This window comes from Micromonospora sp. CPCC 206060 (genome assembly GCF_036906895.1).
Classification (GTDB): Bacteria; Actinomycetota; Actinomycetes; order Mycobacteriales; family Micromonosporaceae; genus Micromonospora.
In genome coordinates this window covers 20081-40822 of sequence record NZ_JBAKHU010000017.1, presented here as the reverse complement: position 1 = coordinate 40822, position 20742 = coordinate 20081, and the positions used below count along the sequence as shown (strand labels likewise).

Here is a 20742-nt window from a genome sequence, read left to right as displayed (position 1 = left end):
ACCGGAGGCGTCCCGCACCGGGCGGAGCGAAGCGGTCAATGGAGGGCAAACCGCTACTTCGCGACCGGGGCCGGGACGCTCTTCAGCCAACTGAGCGCCGCCTTGTGGTAGGCGACGGCGAACTCCAGGGCGCTGGCGTCGAAGGTCTGCCCCTCCTTCTTGGCGTTCTTGACCTGCTCCCGCACCGCGGCCAGCGCCTCGGTGTGGTACTCGTTCGCCGTGGCGTACAGGTTGCGTAGCTGGGTCGCCGAGTGCAGGGGACCGAACGCCACCCGCAGCGCGACCGGGTTACGGATGGTGTCCCGCCCTGGGAACTCGGCCAGCCAGCGGGAGAAAGTCCGCTTGCCGGAGGCGGTGATGGCATAGGGTTGGCTGGAGCGGGGTCCCGGCTTGCCCAGCCGGACGTACCCCTGCTCGGCCAGGACCGGCAACTCGCGGTACACCTGACTGCGTGTCATCGACCAGTACGGCGCCAGCCGTCGTTCGGCGGCGGCCATCAACTGACCGCCGGTCATGGGTCCCTCGTGGAGCAGCCCGAGAAGAGCTGCCGCCGTAGGGTTGATTTCGGATTCCGCCATGCCCATTACGCTGCCACTTTGCCGTCTCGGCGTCCAGGATTTGCCAGAATCACCACCCCATAGGCGTTCCTATGTGCACTGTCGGTGACAGACTGTCTGCCCAGGACGATCAATGTCCCCGGCCGCACCGCCGGGCGGCCCCGACGGCACGCCGGACCGCAGGCCGCGCCGGTTCCCACGGGACACGCCGACCCGGTCGGCAACACCCGTCCCGCCGGTCACAGCAGTGGGTCGTACCGTCGGCACGCGGATAGGCCCCGCCCGCCCACGCGGAAAGGCCCCCACCCGCCGCTGTACCCGGTCGGGCAGGGGCCCTGGTGACGCTCAGTCCATGTGCGGGTACCGGTGGTCGGTGGCCGGTACGAAGGTCTCCTTGATGGTCCGCGGGGACATCCAGCGGACCAGGTTGTGCCACGAACCGGCCTTGTCGTTGGTGCCGCTGGCCCGGGCGCCGCCGAACGGCTGCTGCCCCACCACCGCCCCGGTCGGCTTGTCGTTGATGTAGTAGTTGCCGGCCGCGTACCGCAGCGTCGCCGACACCGAGTCGATCACCCGGCGGTCGGTCGCGAAGAGCGAGCCGGTCAGCGCGTACGGCGCCACCGACTCGGCCTGCGCCACCACCTCGTCGAACCGGTCGTCGTCGAAGACGTGCACGCCGAGGATCGGGCCGAAGTACTCGGTGGTGAACGACTCGTGCGCCGCGTCGGTGCACTCGAACAGGGTCGGCCGGACGAACCAGCCCACCGAGTCGTCGGCCGTACCGCCGGCGACGATCCGGCAGGCATCGTCCGACTTGATCATCTCCAGGGCGGCGGTGTGCCGGGCGAACGCCCGCCTGTCGATCACCGCGCCACCGAAGTTGGTCAGGTCGGTCACGTCGCCGTAGGTCAGCGACTCGGCGGTGGCCGCCAGCCGGTCCCGCAGCCCCGCCTCCCAGAGCGACCGCGGCACGTACGCCCGGGAGGCGGCCGAGCACTTCTGTCCCTGGTACTCGTAGGCGCCCCGGATCAGCGCGGTGTGCAGGGCGTCCACGTCGGCGCTGGGGTGCGCGACGACGAAGTCCTTGCCACCGGTCTCGCCGACCAGCCGGGGGTAGCCCCGGTAGCGCTCGATGTTCTCGCCGACCGTCCGCCAGAGGTACTGGAAGACCCTGGTGGAGCCGGTGAAGTGGATGCCCGCCAGGTCGGGGTCGGCGAGCACCACCTCGGAGACCTCGACGCCGTGCCCGGTGACCATGTTGATCACACCGGGCGGCAGGCCGGCGGCCTCGAAGAGACGCATGGTGAAGTGCGCGGAGAACTGCTGGGTCGGGGCCGGCTTCCAGACCACGGTGTTGCCGAGCAGGGCCGGCGCGGAGGGGAGGTTGGCCGCGATCGCGGTGAAGTTGAACGGCGTGATCGCGTAGACGAAGCCCTCCAGCGGCCGGTGGTCGAACCGGTTCCACACCCCGGGCGAGGAGAGCGGCTGCTCCTCCAGCAGGGCCCGGGCGAAGTGCACGTTGAACCGCAGGAAGTCGATCAGCTCGCAGGCCGCGTCGATCTCGGCCTGGATGGCCGTCTTCGACTGGCCGAGCATGGTCGCGGCGTTGAGGGTGTCCCGCCACGGACCGGCAAGCAGGTCCGCGGCCCGCAGGAAGATCGCTGCCCGCTCCTCGAACGGCAGCGCCCGCCACATCGGGGCAGCCTGCTTGGCGGCCGTCACCGCAGCCTGCGCGTCGGCGTTGGTCGCGTTGTGGGTGACCCCCAGCACATGTGCGTGCCGGTGCGGCTGGACGACGTCGATCGCTTCGCCGCCGGCCATCCGCTGCTCGCCCGCGATGGTCATCGACAGGTCCAGCCGGTCACCGGCCAGCTCGACCAGCCGGCGCTGGAGGCGGTCCCGGTCGGCACCGCCCGGTTCGTAGTTACGGACCGGTTCGTTGCGCGGTTCGGGTACGGAGAAGACAGCGTCCATCTCAGGCTCCTGGCGATCTCGACGGCGGTGGCGAAACCGGCCCCACCCGGGCCGACCGGTCGGCCGGACACCGGCACGACCGCACCCGTGGGGTGGCTCAGGCACGGCGGCGGGACCTGCGCCGATTGTTCCATGCCAGGCCCCGCGTGCCACGCCGGCCGCTGCCGCCGACCGGGCGCACCATGCGCCGCCCGCACCACGCGCGCGTACCCTGGGGAGCCGGCGATCCATCCGCGCCGCACCCCGCCTCGACCGGGACCGACGACGTGCGGGGCTGCACCGCTGAAGGGGAGACGATGACACGAGAGCCCGCCACCACCCCGGCCACCCGGCCGGACGGATCGGCCGGCGACGGGCCGGACCTCGACGCCGTCCGGACGTACGCCCCGGCGGCGGCGACGCTGGCGGTACTCGCGGTCGGCTGGTTCGCGGCGATGCTCTGGTCGGCGCGGGCGGAGATCCAGGCGGCCGAGGTGGGTGCGATCGCCATCACCCTGGCGGCCAACGCGCTACCCGTCGTCGTCGCCGCCGCGCTGGTGACCGGGGCAGCGGCGGCACTGGTCGTGGCCAACCTGCTCACCCGCCGTGGGGTACTCCGGCCGACCCCCCGGTTCACCGCCACCACCGCGACCGGGCTGGTGGTGGGCGTGCTCGGCGCCCTCGTGGTCACGATGAGCTTCAGCGCCGGCTCGGTCAGCATGGTGCTCGCCGGCACGACCGCCGCGGCGGCCACCGTCGGCGGGGCGGTCGCCGGCACCCGGGCCACCGCCGCCGTCGGTGCCCTCGTCAGCGCCGCCCTGGCCGTGTTCGCGGTGGTCCTGGTCCTCAGCCTCTTCAACGGGCAGCTGCTGTCCCTGTTCGGCGCCGGGGAGACCCAGGTCTCCCAGTTCAACGCGGCCCGCTGGGTCTCCCGGCTGGCGTCGCTGACCGCCGGGCTGGTCGCCGGGCTGGTCGCCTTCGGCTACCTGCGCCGCGCCCACCGGCGGGCCGCCGCACCGGATCTCCGGTGGCCGGCGTACCTGCTGGCCGGCGCCGGTCCCGGCCTGGTGCTGCTGGTCACCGAGGTGATCATCCGGGTCGGTGGCGGTTCGGTGCTCAACCTGGCCGGCGCGCTCAGCGAGGCGGACGGCATCGCGCAGCGGGTGCTCAGCGGCTCCCGGATCGACCACGCCATCGGGGTGCTCTTCGTCGGCGCGCTCACCACGCTCATCGTGTTCGGTCGTACGCTCGGTCCCCGCCCCGACGACGAGGACCCGACCGACGACGAGAACCCGGCCGACGACGGGGACGAGGACGCCCCGGTCGACCGGCAGCCGTCCGGGGCGGAACCGGCGGCCGATCTCCCGCGCTAGGGGACGGCCCGCAGCAGCAGGTCGAGTTCGCTGACGTCGTACCACTCCAGCTCGTGGTCCTCCGCGCCGTCGACGGTGAACTGGGCGTCCGGGTCGCCGGCCAGCGCCTCCACGACGACCGCCGCCGCGGCGGCGACGTCCCCGGCCGCCTCGGCACTGTCGACGTGCAGGGCCGCCACCGCGTCCACCGGCACCGGGGCGGTCAGGCGTACCGTGCTGGAGCCCAGCTCGCCGTCACCCCGGCTGACCCCGGACGCCGGCAGGTCGGCGGAGACGACGGCCCGCCGCCGGGGCGCGTCAGGGTCCTCCCGGAGCAGCCGGAGCGCGTCCTGGGCGGCCCGGGTGAAGGCGACGTACTCCAGTTCCTCCTCGTCGCCCTCGGCGTACCACTCCCGGAGCCCCGGGGTGACCACGTGGCCCCCGGGGACGGCCAGCACACCCTTGTCCCGCAACGTGGCCAGGATCGGGACGGTCGCCGGTATGTAGACCCGGACGAGCTGCTCGGTCACGCTTCTCTCCGCTCGACACGGGCGCGGCAGGGCCACCGCACCGGAGACTGAGCGTACCGGCAGGTCGGCCCGGCTCCGGGTGGGCAGGCCAACGACGGCACGGCCGCGCGGGGCGCCGGGGTGGCCGGACAGTCGACCGCGACCGAGGCGCCGGGGTAGCGGGACAGTCGACCGCGACCGGGGCGGCCACCGGAGGATCACCGACCGCCGGTTCCAGGCTGCCGGTGGCAAACTGAGGCAAACGAAACCTAGTGCCGGGAGTCCCCGTGGAGCCCAGATTCCTGCTGCTGTCCGACGTGGCAGCGGAGTTGAACGTGTCGGACTCGCAGGTGTACCACATGGTCCGAAGTGGCGAGCTGCCCGCGATCAAAATCGGTGGTCGCGGGCAGTGGCGGGTGGAACGCGCCCGCCTTGAGGAGTACATCCAACACAAATACACCGAGACCGCTGAATGGGTACAGAACAACCCATTGGCGGAACGCGATACCGAATAGGACGGCCAACCCCCGCAACATTGACCGTGGGCACATCGTTGGCTACAAATGAAAGCTGTCGGAGGCAAACGAAGGCAAACGCAAGGAACATGGAGGACGGCCATGGCCGCACCCGCGAGTCCACCGCTCCGGCCCGCCGTCCGGCTCCGGCCTGCCCCACCGCTTGATCCACCCTTCACCGACGATCCCGCTCCGGCCTGGACGGGCCCGGCCGGCCGGCAACCGCCACTCGATCCGGACGAGCGTCGGCGGCCCCGCCGCAGCCGTCGTGCCCCGGTCCGGCCCCGGCCGGGGCGTCCCACGGTCGCCCCGCCCCCGTCCGGCCAGCCCACCACGATCACGCGTCCCGTCCCCGCGACGCAGCCCGTCCCCGCGACGCAGCCCCTCGTCGGGGCCAGCGCGGCGGCCACCGATGCCGCCCGCCGGTTCGCCACGACCCTGTTGGAGTTCCTCAACGGCTACCGCCCGGTCGCCCAGATCCGCTCGCTCACCAGCCCCGCACAGGCGGGCACCCTCATCGAGCAGCTCAGCCGGACGATGACCCGGTTGGGGCCGCTGGCCCGGCCCGCCGCCCGCCCACGGGTCCGGCTGCGGGCACTCCGCGCCTGCGAACCCCGGTCCGGGGTGGTGGAAGCCGCCGCGATACTGGACGGCCCGGAGAAGCGGGTCTGGGCCATCGCCTTCCGGTTGGAGCAGCAACCCGGTAGGTGGGTGACCACCGTCCTGCAGGCCCTCTGACCCGGCTCGCCCCCTGGTCGACAGTCGATCCACTCGTTTCCCTGGTAGTCGCGGTGTCAGCCCCGACCCGATGGCCCGACTTCCTGAAAACCGAGTTGCTCGAGGGGGCGGGTGTACCCGAACAGGACCGGGCCCCGGCGGGAAGCCGGGGCCCGGTCAGGAGCGTTTCGCGCTTTCTGGGGCGGTTAGCCGCCGTTGGGCGAGCCGTGGCAGCGCTTGTACTTGCGGCCCGAGCCGCAGGGGCAGGGCGCGTTCCGGGACGGGTTGTTGCCCGCGTCCTGCGCCGGGGACGAAGAGGCCCGGAATCCGGCGGGCCGGGGCGAGCGGCGGCCCACGCCGAGGGCCGGCGCCTGCGGCGACTCCTCCCGCTCGACCGCGACGGCACCGGAGCCAGCCTCGCCGTCGATGGTCGGCGCGGTGTACTGCAGCCCCTGCTGGCGGGGAGCCTGGTTGAGCCCCTTGGCCCGGATCTCGACCGGCTGCTCCAGCAGCTTGGGCGCCTCCTCCTCGGCCGGCGCCTCCTGGACCTGGACCTCCAGGTTGTAGAGGAAGCCGACCGTCTCCTCCTTGATGCCGTCCATCATCGTGGCGAACATGTCGAAGCCCTCGCGCTGGTACTCGACCACCGGGTCGCGCTGCGCGTAGGCCCGCAGGCTGATGCCCTCCTGGAGGTAGTCCATCTCGTAGAGGTGCTCACGCCACTTACGGTCGATCACCTGGAGCAGGACCATCCGCTCCAGCTGACGTACCGCCTCCGTACCGAGCTGCTCCTCACGGCGGTCGTACGCGGTGTTCGCGTCCTCCTTGAGCCGGGCGAGCAGGAAGTCGGCGTCGAGCCCAGCCCGGTCACCACCGGACTCCTCCTCCAGGTCCTCGATGGTCACCCCGACCGGGTAGAGCTGCTTGAGGCTGGTCCAGAGCTGTTCGAGGTCCCAGTCCTCGGCGTAGCCGTCCGAGGTGGCACCGGTGACGTACGCACCCACCACGTCGTCGATCATGTTGCGGACCTGGTCGGAGAGGTCCTCACCGTTCAGCACGCGCAGCCGCTCGGCGTAGATCACCTGGCGCTGCTTGTTGAGCACCTCGTCGTACTTGAGGACGTTCTTGCGAATCTCGGCGTTCTGGCCCTCGATCTGGGCCTGGGCGCTCTTGATCTGACGGGTGACCATCTTCGACTCGATGGGCACGTCCTCCGGGATGTTGAAGCGCTCCATCACCGCCTCGACGGCACCGGCCCGGAACCGCTTCATCAGCTCGTCCTGGAGCGACAGGTAGAAGCGGGACTCGCCCGGGTCACCCTGCCGGCCGGAACGACCGCGCAGCTGGTTGTCGATCCGGCGGGACTCGTGCCGCTCGGTGCCCAGGACGTAGAGGCCACCGACCGAGGACACCTCCTCCGCCTCGGCGTCGCAGGCCTGCTTCCACTTGGGCAGGACCTCCTCCATCGCCTTGGCGTACTCCTCGGCGTGCTCCTCCGGGTCGAGCCCGCGCTGCCGCAGCTCGCTCGCGGCGAGGAACTCGGGGTTACCGCCGAGCAGGATGTCCGTGCCCCGGCCGGCCATGTTGGTGGCGACGGTGACCGCGCCCTTCCGGCCGGCCTGCGCGACGATCTCCGCCTCCTTGGCGTGGAACTTCGCGTTCAGCACGGCGTGCGGGATGCCCCGGCGGCGCAGCAGCTGGGAGAGGATCTCGGAGTTCTCCACGGAGACCGTGCCGACCAGCACCGGCTGCCCGACCGCGTGCCGCTCGGCGATGTCCTCGATGACCGCGTTGAACTTGGCCTTCTCGGTCTTGTAGATGACATCGGCGCGGTCGAGCCGGACCATCGGCCGGTGCGTCGGGATGGTCACCACCCCGACCTTGTAGACCTTGTTGAACTCGCCCGCCTCGGTCTGGGCGGTACCGGTCATGCCGGAGAGCTTGTCGTAGAGGCGGAAGTAGTTCTGCAGGGTGATCGTGGCAAGAGTCTGGTTCTCCTGCTTGATCTCCACACCCTCCTTGGCCTCGATGGCCTGGTGCATGCCCTCGTTGTAGCGACGGCCGTGCAGGATGCGGCCGGTGAACTCGTCGACGATCAGGACCTCACCGTCGCTGACGATGTAGTCCTTGTCCCGCTTGTAGAGCTCCTTGGCCTTGATGGCGTTGTTCAGGTAGCCGACCAGCGGGGTGTTCACCGACTCGTAGAGGTTGTCGATGCCGAGCCGGTCCTCGACCTTGGCCACACCGCGCTCGGTGACCGCGATGGTCCGCTTGGCGTAGTCGACCTCGTAGTCGCCCTCGCCGTCCTTGCCGGCCTGCAACCGGGCCACCACCCCGGCGAACTCGCCGTACCAGCGGGCGGAGTGCTCGGCCGGGCCGGAGATGATCAGCGGCGTCCGGGCCTCGTCGATCAGGATCGAGTCGACCTCGTCGACGACCGCGAAGTTGTGCCCGCGCTGCACCAGCTCATCCTTCGACCAGGCCATGTTGTCGCGCAGGTAGTCGAAGCCGAACTCGTTGTTGGTGCCGTAGGTGATGTCGCACTCGTAGGCGGCGCGGTGCTCGGCGGCGGGCCGGTTGGGCAGGACGACGCCGACGGTGAGACCGAGGAACTCGTGCACCCGGCCCATCCACTCGGCGTCCCGCTGGGCCAGGTAGTCGTTGACCGTGACCACGTGCACGCCCTTGCCGGAGAGCGCGTTGAGGTAGACCGCCATGACCGAGGTCAGCGTCTTGCCCTCACCGGTCTTCATCTCGGCGATGTTGCCGAAGTGCAGGGCCGCACCGCCCATCACCTGGACGTCGTACGGACGCTGGCCGAGCACCCGGGCTGCCGCCTCCCGCACCGTGGCGAACGCCTCCGGCAGCAGGTCGTCGAGGGACTCACCGTCGGCGAGCCGTTGCCGGTACTGATCGGTCAGCCCGCGCAGCTCGGCATCGGTGAGGTCGACGTAGTCGTCCTCCAGCGAGTTGACGGCGGCGGCGATGGCCTTGAGCCGGCGCAGCATTCGGCCTTCGCCAGCGCGGAGGACCTTTTCCAGAATCGACACGGATCAACGCTCCCCTAGACAGTCTGCAAACCATCGTAGGCGTTCGGACCGGCCGTTGGTCAGTGGTGGCGGCTGCCCGGGCCAGTGAAACCGACATAACGTGCGGTCGCGCCCTGCCGGGGGATAATCCCGTTACGCTGAGCGCGAACGTTCCGGCACGATGGGCCACATGGAGCCTCCCCAGATCACATCCGGTGACCTGCTACTCCGCGCCTGGCGGGCCGAGGATGCCGATGCCGTCGAACGGGCCTGCCAGGACCCGGACATCCAGCGCTGGACCATGGTCCCCCGCCCCTACCGGCACTCCGACGCGGTCGGGTTCGTCACCCGGACCTCCCCGGCCGCCTGGGCAAACGGGACCGGTGCCCCGTTCGCGGTCTGCGACGCCACCACCGGCGAGCTGCTCGGCTCCTGCGGCCTGGTCGCGATGACCCCCACACTCGGTACCGGCGAGGTCGGCTACTGGACCGCGCCCTGGGCGCGCGGCCGGGGAATCACCGCCCGGGCCGTCCGGGCCCTCGCCCGCTGGGCGTTCGACCAGCTCGGACTGCGCCGGCTGCTCTGGCAGGCCGAGCTGGGCAACCACGCCTCCCGGCTGGTGGCGCTGCGCGCGGGATTCCGGATCGAGGGCCGGCTCCGGCTCGCCGACCCGTCTGCGCAGGGCCGGGCCGACGGCTGGATCGGATCACTGCTCCCCGGTGAGGTACCCGCCGACGACGAGCCCGGTCCGGCCGGCCCGGGCACGCTGGAGGCCCGCCGCGCCGCCGTCTTCGGCCGGCCGCAACCGGTCCTGTTCGCCGAGGCCGACCAGCGCGAGATCCGGCTGCGTGCCCTGGCGGAGCGTGACCTGGACGCGGTGGTCCGTACCTGCCGGGACCCGGAGACGATCCGGTGGTCCACCGTCCCCCAGCCGTACCAACGCGCCGACGCGGAGTCGTTCCTGGAGTTCACCGCCGGTTCCTGGGCCGGGGGTACCGCCGGCTGCTTCGCCATCACCGACCAGGACGACGCCTACGTCGGCTCGATCGACCTGCGGATCTCGCCGGCCGACCCGTTGGTGGCCGACATCGGATTCATGACCGCCCCGCACGCCCGGGGGCGGGGTTACCAGTCAGCCGCGCTGGCCGCGCTGAGCGCCTGGGGCTTCACCTCGCTCGGGCTGGCCCGCATCGAGTGGCGGGCCAACGTCGGCAACACGGCGTCGCGGCGGGTCGCCGCGAAGGCCGGCTTCGTGTTCGAGGGCACCGCCCGGGGCGCACTGAACCACCGGGGCGTCCGAAGCGACGCCTGGACCGCCGCCCTGGTCGCCGACGACCTGTCCGGTGCGCCGAGGGCCGGGGGCCCGGACCGGTGAGATCCGAACCGACCACACAGGGAACGGAGGAGGACGGATGAGACCGGAACCCCTCGACCGGGACGGCGTACGGCTGCGACTGTTCCACACCGGCGACGCGGTCGACCTCACCACCGCCTGCAACGATCCGCTCATCCAACGGTTCGTCGGCACCATGCCCGCTCCGTACACCGACGCCGACGCCCGCTGGTGGATCACCGAGGGCGCACCTGCCGTCTGGGCCGGTGGCGGGGCGGCGTACGCGGTGGTCGACCCGGCGACCGACCGGCTGCTCGGTGGCGTCGGTATCGACCGGGTGGTGCCGTTCCGGGCGCAGGCCGAGATCGGCTACTGGGTGGCGCCCTGGGCCCGTGGACGGGGGGTGGCGACCGCGGCCACCCGGGCGCTGACCGGGCACGCGTTCGCCGCCGGGCTGGCCCGGATCGAGCTGCTCACCCACCCGGAGAACGTGTCCAGCCAGCGGGTCGCGCTCGCGGCCGGTTTCCGCCGGGAGGGGGTACGCGAGGCGGCGAACCCGACGCGCGACGGTGGCCGGCACGACCTGGTCGCCTGGATCAGGCTGGCCGGCGACCCGGTGGGTCCCACCCCTCGGCTCCTGCCCGACCTGCCGGCGGGCCGGCTCACCGACGGGGTGGTCACGCTCCGTCCGCTGGCCCCGGCCGACGTCGAGTTCCTGCACGCCCTGTACACCCGGCCCGAGGTGGTGGCCGTCCGGGTTCCGCCGGTAGCGCCCGACCTGGCCGCGACGCAGCGACGCTGTGCCCTCGCGGCAGCCAAATGGCTGGCCGGTCAGGGCGCCGATCTGGTGATCGAGGATGCGGTGACCGCTGTCCCGGCGGGCAACTGCGCCCTGGTCTACGAGGATCAGCGCGGCCGGCAGGCGATGGTCGGCTACAGCCTGCTGCCGGACTGGCGCGGACGGGGCTTCGCCAGCCGCGCGGTACGCCTCCTCGCCAACTGGGCGTTCTCCTCGGCCGGGATAGCCCGCCTCTCCGCCGGCACGAGCGGCGAGAACATCGCCTCCCAGCGGGTGCTGGAGCGGGTCGGCTTCCGCCGGGAAGGGCTGCTGCACAAGCGGTTCATCGGCTTCGGTCTCGACCGGGGCGACAATGTGCTGTTCGGGCTGCTGCCCGACGAGCTGACCGGGTGACGGACACCGGGACCGGAGGTCGGGTCTCACCGGGCGGGCCGGGAACGGCACCGGGCCGGCCGCCATGGGAGGCGGGCCGGCCCGGGACGGGGGCGGTCAGTGGATTAGGTGCCCAGGGCGATGATGCCGTAGTCGTAGCCGCGCCGCCGGTAGACGACGCTCGGGCGGCCGGACTCCTTGTCCTGGAACAGATAGAAGTCGTGCCCGACGAGTTCCATGTGGAAGAGCGCCTCGTCGACCGTCATCGGCTCGGCCGGGTGGACCTTCTCCCGGGCGATGTGCCAGGGCTGGTCATCCGGATACTCGTCGTACGACGACTCGGTCTCGGCGGGGGCGGGGGCGGGGGCGACGGCGGTGGCCGTACCACCGGACGTCAGACCGGTCAGCGGGGACGAGCCGAGATCGGCGACCGGCAGGCCGGCCGTGGCAGCGGCGACCGAGATCGGAACGTGCCGCCCACGGTGTACCCGTCGGCGGTCGGCCGCCCGCCGAAACCGCGTGTCCAGCTTGGCGATCGCGGCGTCCAGCGCGCTGTAGAAGTCCTTGGCGCAGGCCTCGGCCCGGATCACCGGCCCACGGGACACGCAGGTGATCTCGACGCGCTGGCAGTGGTCGGACTGGCGAGGGTTGCGTTCGTGGAACAACTCGACGTCGACCCGCATGAGCTTGTGGTCGTAACGCTCGATCTTCGCGAGCTTCTCGGCTACGTGGACCCGGTAGTGATCCGGCACTTCGACATTGCGGCCCTTGACCACGATATCCATGTGACCTCCCTTAATCGGACGGTCGTGGGTTACTGGCTTCCGGCCGCTCGCCCGCAGGGCATCCCCGTCGTCGGCGGCCAGGTACGTACGGCTACGCCTCCTTCCAGGCGCCGGGAGGATGGTGGACCACCCATTACCCCGGTCAGGCAAACGCTAACTCTTCTTTGGCGTACCGTCACCTGCCGTTGTAGAAACAGCGTGAAAAATTTCCGCAGCTCCCCCGCGATCGGGTGAAATAGGAATCACGAAGCGTAACCAGAAGGGGCTTGCTTCGTTTACCGGATTCACGGTCGCCGTCTTTCGGTTGCGGCGAGTACCGCCGCGATATCAACCCGTGATCCGGCGGCAGCGAGCACCCCGGTCACCGCCGACAGGGTCGCGCCGGTGGTGACGATGTCGTCCAGCAGCACCACCGTACGACCGTGACCGGCCCGGGCCAGCGCCGACAGGCGACCGGGTCGGGGCCGGAACGCCGCCAGCGCCGCAGCGGCCCGCCCGGCCTGGTCCAGGGTGGTCGAATCGGCCCGGGGCAGCGCCCGCAACGGCCGCGCCACCGCCACCGGCCAGCCGGAACACGCCAACCTGCCGGCGGCGTACCCGCAGAGCCGGCGCAGATGGTCGCCGTGCCGGGCGCGGACCGCCTGCGCGGTGGCCGGCACCGGAATCAGCAGCAACGGTCGGGGCGTACCCACCGCCGTGGCCACCACCTCGGCGAGCAGCCCACCGAGCGGACGGGCCAGTCCGTGCCGGCCCCGTTCCTTGTACGACAGCAGCGCCTCGCGCAGCACCCCGGCGTACGGGCCGAGGGCGAAGCAGGGCGGCAGCCCGGGCGGTGCCGGGTCGGGGCGTACCGACCGGGGGCGGGTCTGCTGCAAGGTGCCGGCACAGGACGGGCAGAAGCCGTACCGCAGCGGCACCCGCTCGGCCCGGCAACCGGCGCAGGCAGCCGGCAGCACCAGATCCACCAGGTCCGCCCAGAGCCCCGCCACGGTCGGCACCGGAATCAGAACCGGTAGAACGGCGCGACCGGGTTGAGCCGCGGGGCGGGCGGCTCCACCCCCACCATGTTGTCCGGTCCGATCCCGTCGGACGAGGTGAGGTCACCGAAGGCCACCCCGTTCGTCTCGTACATCACCGGGGCGCTGCTGCCGGGCAGCACCGGGTTGTCCGGGTAGGCGGCGAGGCTGCTCACCGCGACCTCACCCACGTCGGTCTTGCGTTGGGTCTCCCAGGTGCTGTCCACGGTGATCTCGTAGATCTCCGGCTGGCTGGTCGATCCCGCCACGATCAGGTCGTGCTCCCCGATCCAGTCGACCGCGGAGAGCGAGGTGCGCGAGGTGTGCACCCGCCGGGGCGGGTGGACGGTCACCGTCCCCTCCTCCACCGTCACCGCCGCGACGTAGAGCTTCCCGCCGGCGATGAAGGCGATCCGGTGGCCGTCCAGCGCCACCGCCACCGCGGTGACCTTTCCGGCCACGTTCGTGTCCACCGGGTCCAGTTGGGCGTCGGCCCCGAACCGGTAGAGGACGCCATCCGCCACCACCAGCCCGACCGGCCGGTCCGGATCGGCCGTACGCAGCCAGACCGGCCTCCTGATGGTGGTGAAGGTGTTCTTGCTCTGGTTGTCCCTGGCGATCGAGGGCGGACCGACGAAGGTCTTCAGCACCTGCCGCCGGCCCGCCGGGCTCACCACCGCCACCAGGGCGTTCTGGTCCGTCCCGCCGATCGCCGCCGAGATGATGTTCCGGTTGTGCGCGGGGACGATCGGCACCCGGGCGCCCGGTGCGGCGGGGTCGAGCAGATGCACCGCACCGTTGTAGACGCAGTACCGCTGCGGACTGCCGGTGAGCTGGTAGACCGGGTGTTCCTTGAGATAGACGTCGGTGTCGTCGATCATTTTCCGGGTCTGGCTGCGGATCTTGAGTTCGAGTTGGCCGTCCACGTCCGGCAGCGACCAGGCGAGCTGGGTGGCCAGCCGTTCCAGTTGAGCGGGATCCTCGGTGGGACCGCTGAGGTTGATCTCCAGCCGCCCGTCGGTCTTGGGCACCGTGCCGATCAGCTCGGTCGGATCCGGCAGCCGGGCCACGGTGGGCGCCAGCCACTCCGACGGACCGTCGATCAGCCAGCCCACCACCTCGGTCGCCCGCCGGCTGGCCGGCACCACGACCGGCAGGTACCGCTGGTCGGGCACCAGCGCGGTCTGTTGGGTGTTCCAGAAGTAGATGGTGTGCGCCTGGTAGTAGGTACGAAGCGCATCGACGCTGAGCAACAGCCCCTTCGGCGCGTTCAGCACGAAGAGATCGTCCAGCCGGCCCGATTCGACCGGCCCGACCACGAATTCGTACCTCGACTCGGTGGCCACCGGCGGGCCGAGCGTGCCGTCCGCCCGGAGCACCCCGACCTGGTCGACCTCGATGTTGAACCGCTTCGCCTCGCCGCCCTGGACCGGGGTCGGGTTCGGCTCCTTCTTCAGCCGGACCACGTTGATCACGACCTCGCTGCCCTGTTTCTCCGGCAACTGGCCCCGGACGTTTTCCGCGAGGTACTCCTTGACCCGGGCGTACGCCTGGTCCGGCTCACCGGCCGCCGCCGCCAGGAAGTTCGTCATGAGCTGGGTGGCGTCGACCGCAGTGGCCCGTTTGGGCGGCTCACGGCCCTGACCGTTGACCGAGCCGGCCTCGGCGACCGGACCCGGCCCGTCGACCTGCACCTCGGTGGCCTCGGGGATACCGCAGCCGGTCACCGCGGCGGCGGCCAGCAACGCGGCGGCCAGAAGTGCGATCCGTCGACGCATCACAACGACCTCTCGCGGGCACCGGCCGGTGCCGGCCCGCTCCCGGCCGCACCGGGGCCGATGGCGAGCACGCCACCGTCGGCCGGGCCGATCGCCAACGGCCCGCCGTCACGCGGCCCGGTGAAGGACACCGTCGCGTCGGCCGGGACCAGGCGCAGCGGGGAGGTGGTCAGCCGGTCGCCGGCCCGGGCGGGCAGGGTGAGCCGGAACTGGGCACCCTGCCCCGGCGCGCCCCACGCCTCCAGCCAGCCACCGTGCAGTCGGGCGTCCTCCAGGCTGATCGACAGGCCGAGACCGGTGCCGCCGGTCTGCCGGGCCCGGGACGGGTCGGCCCGCCAGAACCGGTTGAAGACCAGCTTCTCCTCGCCGGGCTTCAATCCGATGCCGTGGTCCCGGACGGTGATCGCCACCGCCGTGTCGTCCAGGCCGAGGCTGACCCGGACCGGCCGGCCCTCGCCGTGCTCGACCGCGTTGCCGACCAGGTTGCGCAGGATCCGCTCGACCCGGCGCGGATCCACCTCGGCGATCACCGGGGCGTCCGGCAGGTCCAGCTCCAGCGGCACCCCGACCCGGTCGGCCAGGCTGCGCAGCCGGTCCGCCACCCGGTGCACCACCGGCACCAGGTCGGTGGGTTCGGCATCGAGCATGGCGAAACCGGCATCGAACCGGCTGATCTCCAGCAGGTCGGTGAGGAGTTCCTCGAACCGGTCCAGCTCGGCCTGGAGCAGCTCGGCGCTGCGGGCCACCGCCGGTTCGAAGCTGTCCCGTTCGGTGAAGATCAGGTCGGCTGCCATCCGGACCGTGGTGAGCGGGGTACGCAGCTCGTGCGAGACGTCCGAGGTGAACCGGCGTTGCAGCCGGGACATCTCCTCCAGCCGGAGGATCTGCCGTTGCAGGTTCGTCGCCATCTGGTTGAAGGAGGCGGCCAGCAGCGCCAGGTCGTCCTCGCCGTTGACGGTCATCCGCTGGTCCAGCAGGCCGGCGGAGAGCCGCTGGGCGGTCCGCGCGGCGACCCGGACCGGGCTGACCACCAGCCGGGTCACCAGCGCGGCGAGCAGGCCGAGCAGGAGCACCAGGGCGACACCGGTGGCGAGCACGGTGGCCCGGGCCTCGGCGGCGGTCTGGTCCTGCCGGGTCAGGGGTACCAGGTAGTAGAGCTCGACCTGACCGACCCGGGTGGGCACCGGAGAGCCGTAGACCAGGTACTTGGTCCGGCCGGCGCCGACATCCCCGGTCCGGATCTGCCGGGCGATCTTGCCGCTGCTCACCTGGGCCCGCAGTTCCGGGGTGAGTACCGCACCGACGTTCCGATCCGGCGAGGTCTGCGGCTCGATGACCCCCGAGGACCTGTCCGCTCGCAGCTCGACCACCACGCCACTGATCTGGGCCGGGTCCCCGCCGGCCAGGTAGTCCACCGTGTTGAGCAGGGTGTCGTCCAGACCGGCCTCCTGCGGCTCGGTGTAGACCGCCATCAGCTTCGCGGTGTAGTCCCGCCCGCTGTCCAGTCGGAGCCGCACGTCGGTCTGAGCGTTGGTCAGCAGGATGTTGGTGATCTTGTCAGCGACCAGGTAGGCGAACCCGCCGACCAGCAGGCTCGACGCGACGAGGGTGATGGTGACCACCCGGACCTGGAGCGACCGCCGCCAGGTGTGGTGCAGGGCGGCGGCGAAGCCCTGGAGCCGCCCGACGACGGCACGCGCGAGCTCCCGCGCGACGGCGCGGGAGCGGTCGGCGATCATGCCGGAGGCGGGCGGGTCGGGGCTGGTCACAGTCCCCCAGGCTATCCCGTGCCCGCCTTGTAACCCACGCCCCGCACGGTGAGGATGATTTCGGGTCGCTCCGGATCCGGCTCGATCTTGGCGCGCAGCCGCTGGACGTGCACGTTCACCAACCGGGTGTCCGCGGCGTGCCGGTACCCCCAGACCTGCTCCAGCAGTACCTCGCGGGTGAAGACCTGACGCGGCTTGCGGGCCAGCGCCACCAGGAGGTCGAACTCCAGGGGGGTCAGCTTGACCTCTTCACCGTTCCGGCTGACCGTGTGCGCCGGCACGTCGATGGTGATCTGGTTGCCGGGCGGGCCGATGGTCAGCATCTCGGGAGCCGCGTCCTCACCCCGCCGCAGCCGGGCCCGCATCCGCGCGACCAGTTCCTTCGGCTTGAACGGCTTGACCACATAGTCGTCCGCGCCCGATTCCAGGCCGAGTACGACGTCGACGGTGTCGCTCTTCGCGGTCAACATGACGATCGGTACACCGGACTCCGCCCGGATCGCCCGGGCCACGTCGATCCCACTCATGCCGGGCAGCATCAGGTCGAGCAGCACGATGTCGGGCCGGATGTCCCGGAACGCCGCCAGCGCCCGCTCCCCGTCAGCGACGAAGGAGGGCAGGAAACCCTCGCTCCGCAGCACGATGCCGAGCATCTCCGCCAGCGCGGGATCGTCGTCAACCACCAGTACCCGGGCTCTCATGCGTTCAATATTCCATCCCCGGATCCGATGCGTGGGACCCGCTCCCACCCGGTTTGCCCCGGCCGACCGGTCACACCCGACATGTCGGCCAAAGATGGACGATGCCCGGACGTCCCCGGCGTCCCGTTCGCCGGCCAACCCGACGGACCTGCCACCTCCTCGGGCCCGGCGGCGACCACCGGGAGGTGTCCGGCCGGCCCGCGCTGTGGCACTATCCCGCTCAGGCCCCGTAGCGGACAGGACGACCACCCACGTGCCCGACCCCCTGCTCACCCCCACCATCACCGCCACCCCACAGGTCGGCGCGCCTCCGTGGCGCCCGCAGTCGCTGCTGGTCCCCGCAGTGCTGGGCGGCGCGCTGGCGGTCACCGCCCTCGGTCTGATCAACGCCGCCCGGCTCGGCCGGCCACCATCGGCCCGGCTCGCCGTGCTCGGTACCGGACTACTCGCCCTCGGTGCGCGGATCGTGGCCACCCTGATCCTGGCGCCGTCCACGGGCGGCCCGGCCCGGGCCATCGGGACGGTTGCCGGCGTCCTGGCCTGGCTCGTGGTACGCGGCACCCAGAACCGGCCGTTCCGGGCGTACGAGCTGCGCGGCGGTGAACCGGCGCGGCTGTTCTGGCCCGGGCTCGCCGCCATCGCCGCCTGCGGGCTCACCGAGGCCGTCCTGCTCGCCATCCTGCTCGGGTGGGCCGGCTGATGACCGCCCCGGAGCACCGGCAACTGGACCGGGTGTCCGCCCTGCTCGACCTGAACCGCCCCGAGCAGGCACTGGAGGAGTTGGGCCGGCTGCCGGCCGGACAGGTCGGCACCGTACGGGCCTTCCAGCTGAGGGCCGCCGCGTTGACCGAACTGGACCGCTGGGCCGAGGTGGCCACCACCGCCCGGCACGGGCTCGGCCAGGGGCCGGACGCCGAGTTGCTCGGTCGGCTCGGGCTGGCCCTGCGCCACCTCGGGCAGTACCCCTCGGCCGAACGGGCGCTGCTGGACGCGCTCGCCCTCGCACCGCACAGCGCCTGGCTGCTCGCCCAGTACGCCGATCTCTGCCTGCTGGTGGGGCAGACCGCCAAGGCCGAGGCGCTGATCGCCCGCGCCGCCGCAGTGGATCCGGTCTCCCCTACCGTCTACGCCTCCCGGTACCAGCTCGCGTACGCCAGAGATGACACGCGGGGCGCCGAACAGGTGGCCCGGGAGTTCCTCGGCCGGTACCCCGAGCATCCCTCGGCGCTGGCGCTGCACGGCCTGGCTGCCGCCGGACGGGGCCGGATGGGGGTCGCCTCCCGGTCGCTGGGTCAGGCGGTCGCCCAGGACCCGACCGCCGCCGCAGCCGCCGAGGCCGCCCGGGAGGCCCGGGTGTACGCCCACCCACTGCTGCTGCCGTTGCGCCCGCTCTACCGGCTCGGGGTGTTCCCGACCTGGCTGATCGCGGTCGGCACGCTGCTCACCCTGAACCTGCTCGGCTGGGCGCCGGCAGCCCTGGCGGTCGGCCTGTGCTGGGCCGTCTACTGTGTCTACTCCTGGGTCGCCCCACCGATCGTCCGACGGCTGGTACTCGGGCGGTGGCGCGGATGAGGGTACTGCTGCCCTGGCTGGCCGTGCTGGCGCTGGTGTTCGCCCTCAACGCGCTGCGCCTGCGCCCGCTGGCCGCCCTGGTCTCGCTCGCCTGGCTCGCCTGGTGTGTCTGGACCTGGGTACGCCCGCGACGCGGCCCCGACCGGACCGGCTGACCGGACCGACCGCCCTGAGGTGGACCTGGCCGGTTTCCTGGCCGCCGGGAGCCGTCGAGGGCTGCGTACCCGCCAAGCCGGCGAAGGCCGGACAGCCGCCGGGCCGGCTGGATCGCCCAGCCGGCCCGGCGCGGTACGGAATCAGTAGCGGTAGTGGTCCGGCTTGAACGGACCCTCGATCGGAACGCCGAGGTACGCCGCCTGCTCCTTGGTCAGCTCGGTGAGCTTGGCACCGAGCGCGGCCAGGTGCAGCCGGGCGACCTTCTCGTCGAGGTGCTTGGGCAGGGTGTAGACCCCGACCGGGTACTCCTCGGTCTTGGTGAACAGCTCGATCTGGGCGATCGTCTGGTTGGCGAACGAGTTCGACATCACGAAGCTCGGGTGACCGGTGGCGTTGCCCAGGTTCAGCAGGCGGCCCTCGGAGAGCACGATGATCGCGTGGCCGTCGTCGAACCGCCAGAGGTCGACCTGCGGCTTGATGTTGACCCGGTTGACGTCGGACCGCTTCGCCAGACCGGCCATGTCGATCTCGTTGTCGAAGTGGCCGATGTTGCCGACGATGGCCTGGTGCTTCATCCGGGCCATGTGCTCGTTGGTGATGACGTCGAAGCAGCCGGTCGCGGTGATGAAGATGTCCGCGGTCTCGACCACGTCTTCGAGCGTGGCGACCTGGTAGCCGTCCATCGCCGCCTGGAGGGCGCAGATCGGGTCGACCTCGGTCACGACCACCCGCGCGCCCTGGCCACGCAGCGACTCCGCGCAGCCCTTGCCCACGTCGCCGTAGCCGAGCACGACCGCCACCTTGCCGCCGATCAGCACGTCGGTGGCCCGGTTGATGCCGTCGATCAGCGAGTGCCGGCAACCGTACTTGTTGTCGAACTTGCTCTTGGTGACCGAGTCGTTGACGTTGATCGCCGGGAAGAGCAGCGTGCCGGCCCGGTGCATCTCGTAGAGCCGGTGCACACCGGTGGTGGTCTCCTCGGTCACGCCCTTGATGCCGGCCGCGATCCGCGTCCAGCGCTGACCGTCCTCGGCGAGGGTGCGGTGCAGCAGCTGGAGGATGACGGCGAACTCCTCCGAGTCGGCGGACTCCACCGGCGGTACCGCCCCGGCGGCCTCGAACTCGGCGCCCTTGTGCACCAGCAGGGTGGCGTCCCCACCGTCGTCGAGGATCATGTTGGGGCCCTGCCCGTCCGGCCAGGTCAGCACCTGCTCGGTGCACCACCAGTACTCTTCGAGGGTCTCACCCTTCCAGGCGTAGACCGGCACGCCGGCCGGCGCCTCGGCGGTCCCCTCCGGGCCGACGACGATGGCCGCCGCCGCGTGGTCCTGGGTGGAGAAGATGTTGCACGACGCCCACCGGACCTCGGCACCGAGTGCCACCAGGGTCTCGATGAGCACGGCGGTCTGGATGGTCATGTGCAGCGAGCCGGTGATCCGGGCGCCGTTGAGCGGCTGGGCCTCAGCGAACTCGCGGCGAATCGCCATCAGGCCGGGCATCTCGTGCTCGGCGAGCTGGATCTCCTTGCGGCCGAACGCGGCGAGCGACAGATCCGCCACCTTGTAATCGCCCTCGGCGAGCGTGTGCGGCCGATTCTCGGTCGACGCGCCACCGGAGGGTGCCGGGAGGGTGCTGGTCATGGAAGCTCCTGTCGTACGGTCTGCTGCGCGACCCTCCACCTTACCGGCGGGCGCAGCGCGCGGGGCGGTCGGTCATGGACGGACTTTCCGTCCACCAGCCGGCCGCCCCGCGCATCCCCCCGGTTTGGATCCCCGCGCGTGTCTCGGACTCTCGTCGCGATAACGCTGCGTGCCCTCAGCGTCACACTG

The 20742-nt window shown here is 71.6% G+C and carries 18 protein-coding genes; 8 read left to right on the top strand and 10 right to left on the bottom strand.

The genetic code is table 11. The features are described 5' to 3' along the window. Positions 1–53 precede the first annotated feature (53 nt). Both V6U90_RS13945 and pruA read right to left on the bottom strand, forming a co-directional pair. Positions 54–578, bottom strand: a complete 525-nt coding sequence (locus V6U90_RS13945) for a PadR family transcriptional regulator (protein ID WP_334435460.1) — start codon at positions 576–578, stop codon at positions 54–56. A gap of 324 nt (positions 579–902) precedes the next feature. Continuing rightward, positions 903–2531, bottom strand: coding sequence for an L-glutamate gamma-semialdehyde dehydrogenase (gene pruA, locus V6U90_RS13940; protein WP_334435457.1), 1629 nt, complete (start codon positions 2529–2531; stop codon positions 903–905). 296 nt (positions 2532–2827) lie between these two features. Here pruA and V6U90_RS13935 point away from each other — a divergent pair, with 296 nt between their 5' ends. Then, positions 2828–3883, top strand: a complete 1056-nt coding sequence (locus V6U90_RS13935; protein ID WP_334435454.1) for a hypothetical protein — start codon at positions 2828–2830, stop codon at positions 3881–3883. Here V6U90_RS13935 and V6U90_RS13930 read toward each other — a convergent pair. Then, entirely contained in the window at positions 3880–4392 is a 513-nt protein-coding gene (locus V6U90_RS13930; protein WP_334435451.1) for a DUF6912 family protein, read from the bottom strand. The two genes, V6U90_RS13935 and V6U90_RS13930, sit on opposite strands and share 4 nt — an antisense overlap. A gap of 266 nt (positions 4393–4658) precedes the next feature. Here V6U90_RS13930 and V6U90_RS13925 point away from each other — a divergent pair, with 266 nt between their 5' ends. Together V6U90_RS13925 and V6U90_RS13920 are read left to right on the top strand one after the other, a co-directional pair. Then, positions 4659–4886: a helix-turn-helix transcriptional regulator gene (locus V6U90_RS13925; RefSeq protein ID WP_334435449.1), complete on the top strand. Its 228-nt coding sequence runs from the start codon at positions 4659–4661 to the stop codon at positions 4884–4886. Positions 4887–4988: 102 nt separating this feature from the next. Continuing rightward, complete coding sequence (locus tag V6U90_RS13920; RefSeq protein ID WP_334435446.1) at positions 4989–5624, top strand: Rv3235 family protein; 636 nt, start codon at positions 4989–4991, stop codon at positions 5622–5624. 185 nt (positions 5625–5809) lie between these two features. On the opposite strand, the gene secA is transcribed toward V6U90_RS13920, so the two are convergent. Continuing rightward, entirely contained in the window at positions 5810–8653 is a 2844-nt protein-coding gene (gene secA, locus V6U90_RS13915; protein ID WP_334435443.1) for a preprotein translocase subunit SecA, read from the bottom strand. A gap of 169 nt (positions 8654–8822) precedes the next feature. Here secA and V6U90_RS13910 point away from each other — a divergent pair, with 169 nt between their 5' ends. Continuing rightward, positions 8823–10007 (top strand): GNAT family N-acetyltransferase, encoded by a 1185-nt coding sequence (locus V6U90_RS13910; RefSeq protein WP_334435441.1) that lies wholly within the window; start codon positions 8823–8825, stop codon positions 10005–10007. 37 nt (positions 10008–10044) lie between these two features. Next, a complete protein-coding gene (locus V6U90_RS13905) occupies positions 10045–11157 on the top strand; it encodes a GNAT family N-acetyltransferase (RefSeq protein ID WP_334435438.1) in 1113 nt (370 codons plus the stop codon). Positions 11158–11261: 104 nt separating this feature from the next. On the opposite strand, the gene hpf is transcribed toward V6U90_RS13905, so the two are convergent. From hpf to mtrA, 5 genes are all read right to left on the bottom strand, one after another. Further along, positions 11262–11921 carry a ribosome hibernation-promoting factor, HPF/YfiA family gene (gene hpf / locus V6U90_RS13900; protein WP_334435436.1) on the bottom strand — a complete coding sequence of 220 codons (660 nt, stop codon included), beginning with the start codon at positions 11919–11921 and terminating at the stop codon, positions 11262–11264. A gap of 284 nt (positions 11922–12205) precedes the next feature. Further along, positions 12206–12919, bottom strand: coding sequence for a ComF family protein (locus V6U90_RS13895; protein WP_334435433.1), 714 nt, complete (start codon positions 12917–12919; stop codon positions 12206–12208). Between the two features lie 5 nt (positions 12920–12924). Beyond that, positions 12925–14715, bottom strand: a complete 1791-nt coding sequence (locus tag V6U90_RS13890; protein WP_334435430.1) for an LpqB family beta-propeller domain-containing protein — start codon at positions 14713–14715, stop codon at positions 12925–12927. Then, positions 14715–16454, bottom strand: a complete 1740-nt coding sequence (gene mtrB / locus V6U90_RS13885; RefSeq protein ID WP_334435601.1) for an MtrAB system histidine kinase MtrB — start codon at positions 16452–16454, stop codon at positions 14715–14717. The genes V6U90_RS13890 and mtrB overlap by 1 nt, the downstream gene beginning before the upstream one ends. A 41-nt stretch (positions 16455–16495) precedes the next feature. Further along, positions 16496–17185, bottom strand: coding sequence for an MtrAB system response regulator MtrA (gene mtrA, locus V6U90_RS13880; RefSeq protein WP_334435427.1), 690 nt, complete (start codon positions 17183–17185; stop codon positions 16496–16498). Between the two features lie 253 nt (positions 17186–17438). On the opposite strand from mtrA, the gene V6U90_RS13875 reads away from it, so the two are divergent. From V6U90_RS13875 to V6U90_RS13865, 3 genes are read left to right on the top strand one after another with little or no spacing between them, the layout of a single operon-like run. Beyond that, complete coding sequence (locus V6U90_RS13875) at positions 17439–17885, top strand: hypothetical protein (RefSeq protein ID WP_334435424.1); 447 nt, start codon at positions 17439–17441, stop codon at positions 17883–17885. Continuing rightward, a complete protein-coding gene (locus V6U90_RS13870) occupies positions 17873–18757 on the top strand; it encodes a tetratricopeptide repeat protein (protein WP_334435421.1) in 885 nt (294 codons plus the stop codon). The genes V6U90_RS13875 and V6U90_RS13870 overlap by 13 nt, the downstream gene beginning before the upstream one ends. Continuing rightward, positions 18754–18912, top strand: coding sequence for a hypothetical protein (locus V6U90_RS13865; RefSeq protein WP_334435419.1), 159 nt, complete (start codon positions 18754–18756; stop codon positions 18910–18912). Before V6U90_RS13870 ends, V6U90_RS13865 begins: the two co-directional genes overlap by 4 nt. Before the next feature lie 141 nt (positions 18913–19053). On the opposite strand, the gene ahcY is transcribed toward V6U90_RS13865, so the two are convergent. Then, positions 19054–20553 carry an adenosylhomocysteinase gene (gene ahcY, locus V6U90_RS13860; RefSeq protein ID WP_334435418.1) on the bottom strand — a complete coding sequence of 500 codons (1500 nt, stop codon included), beginning with the start codon at positions 20551–20553 and terminating at the stop codon, positions 19054–19056. Positions 20554–20742: the final 189 nt, after the last annotated feature.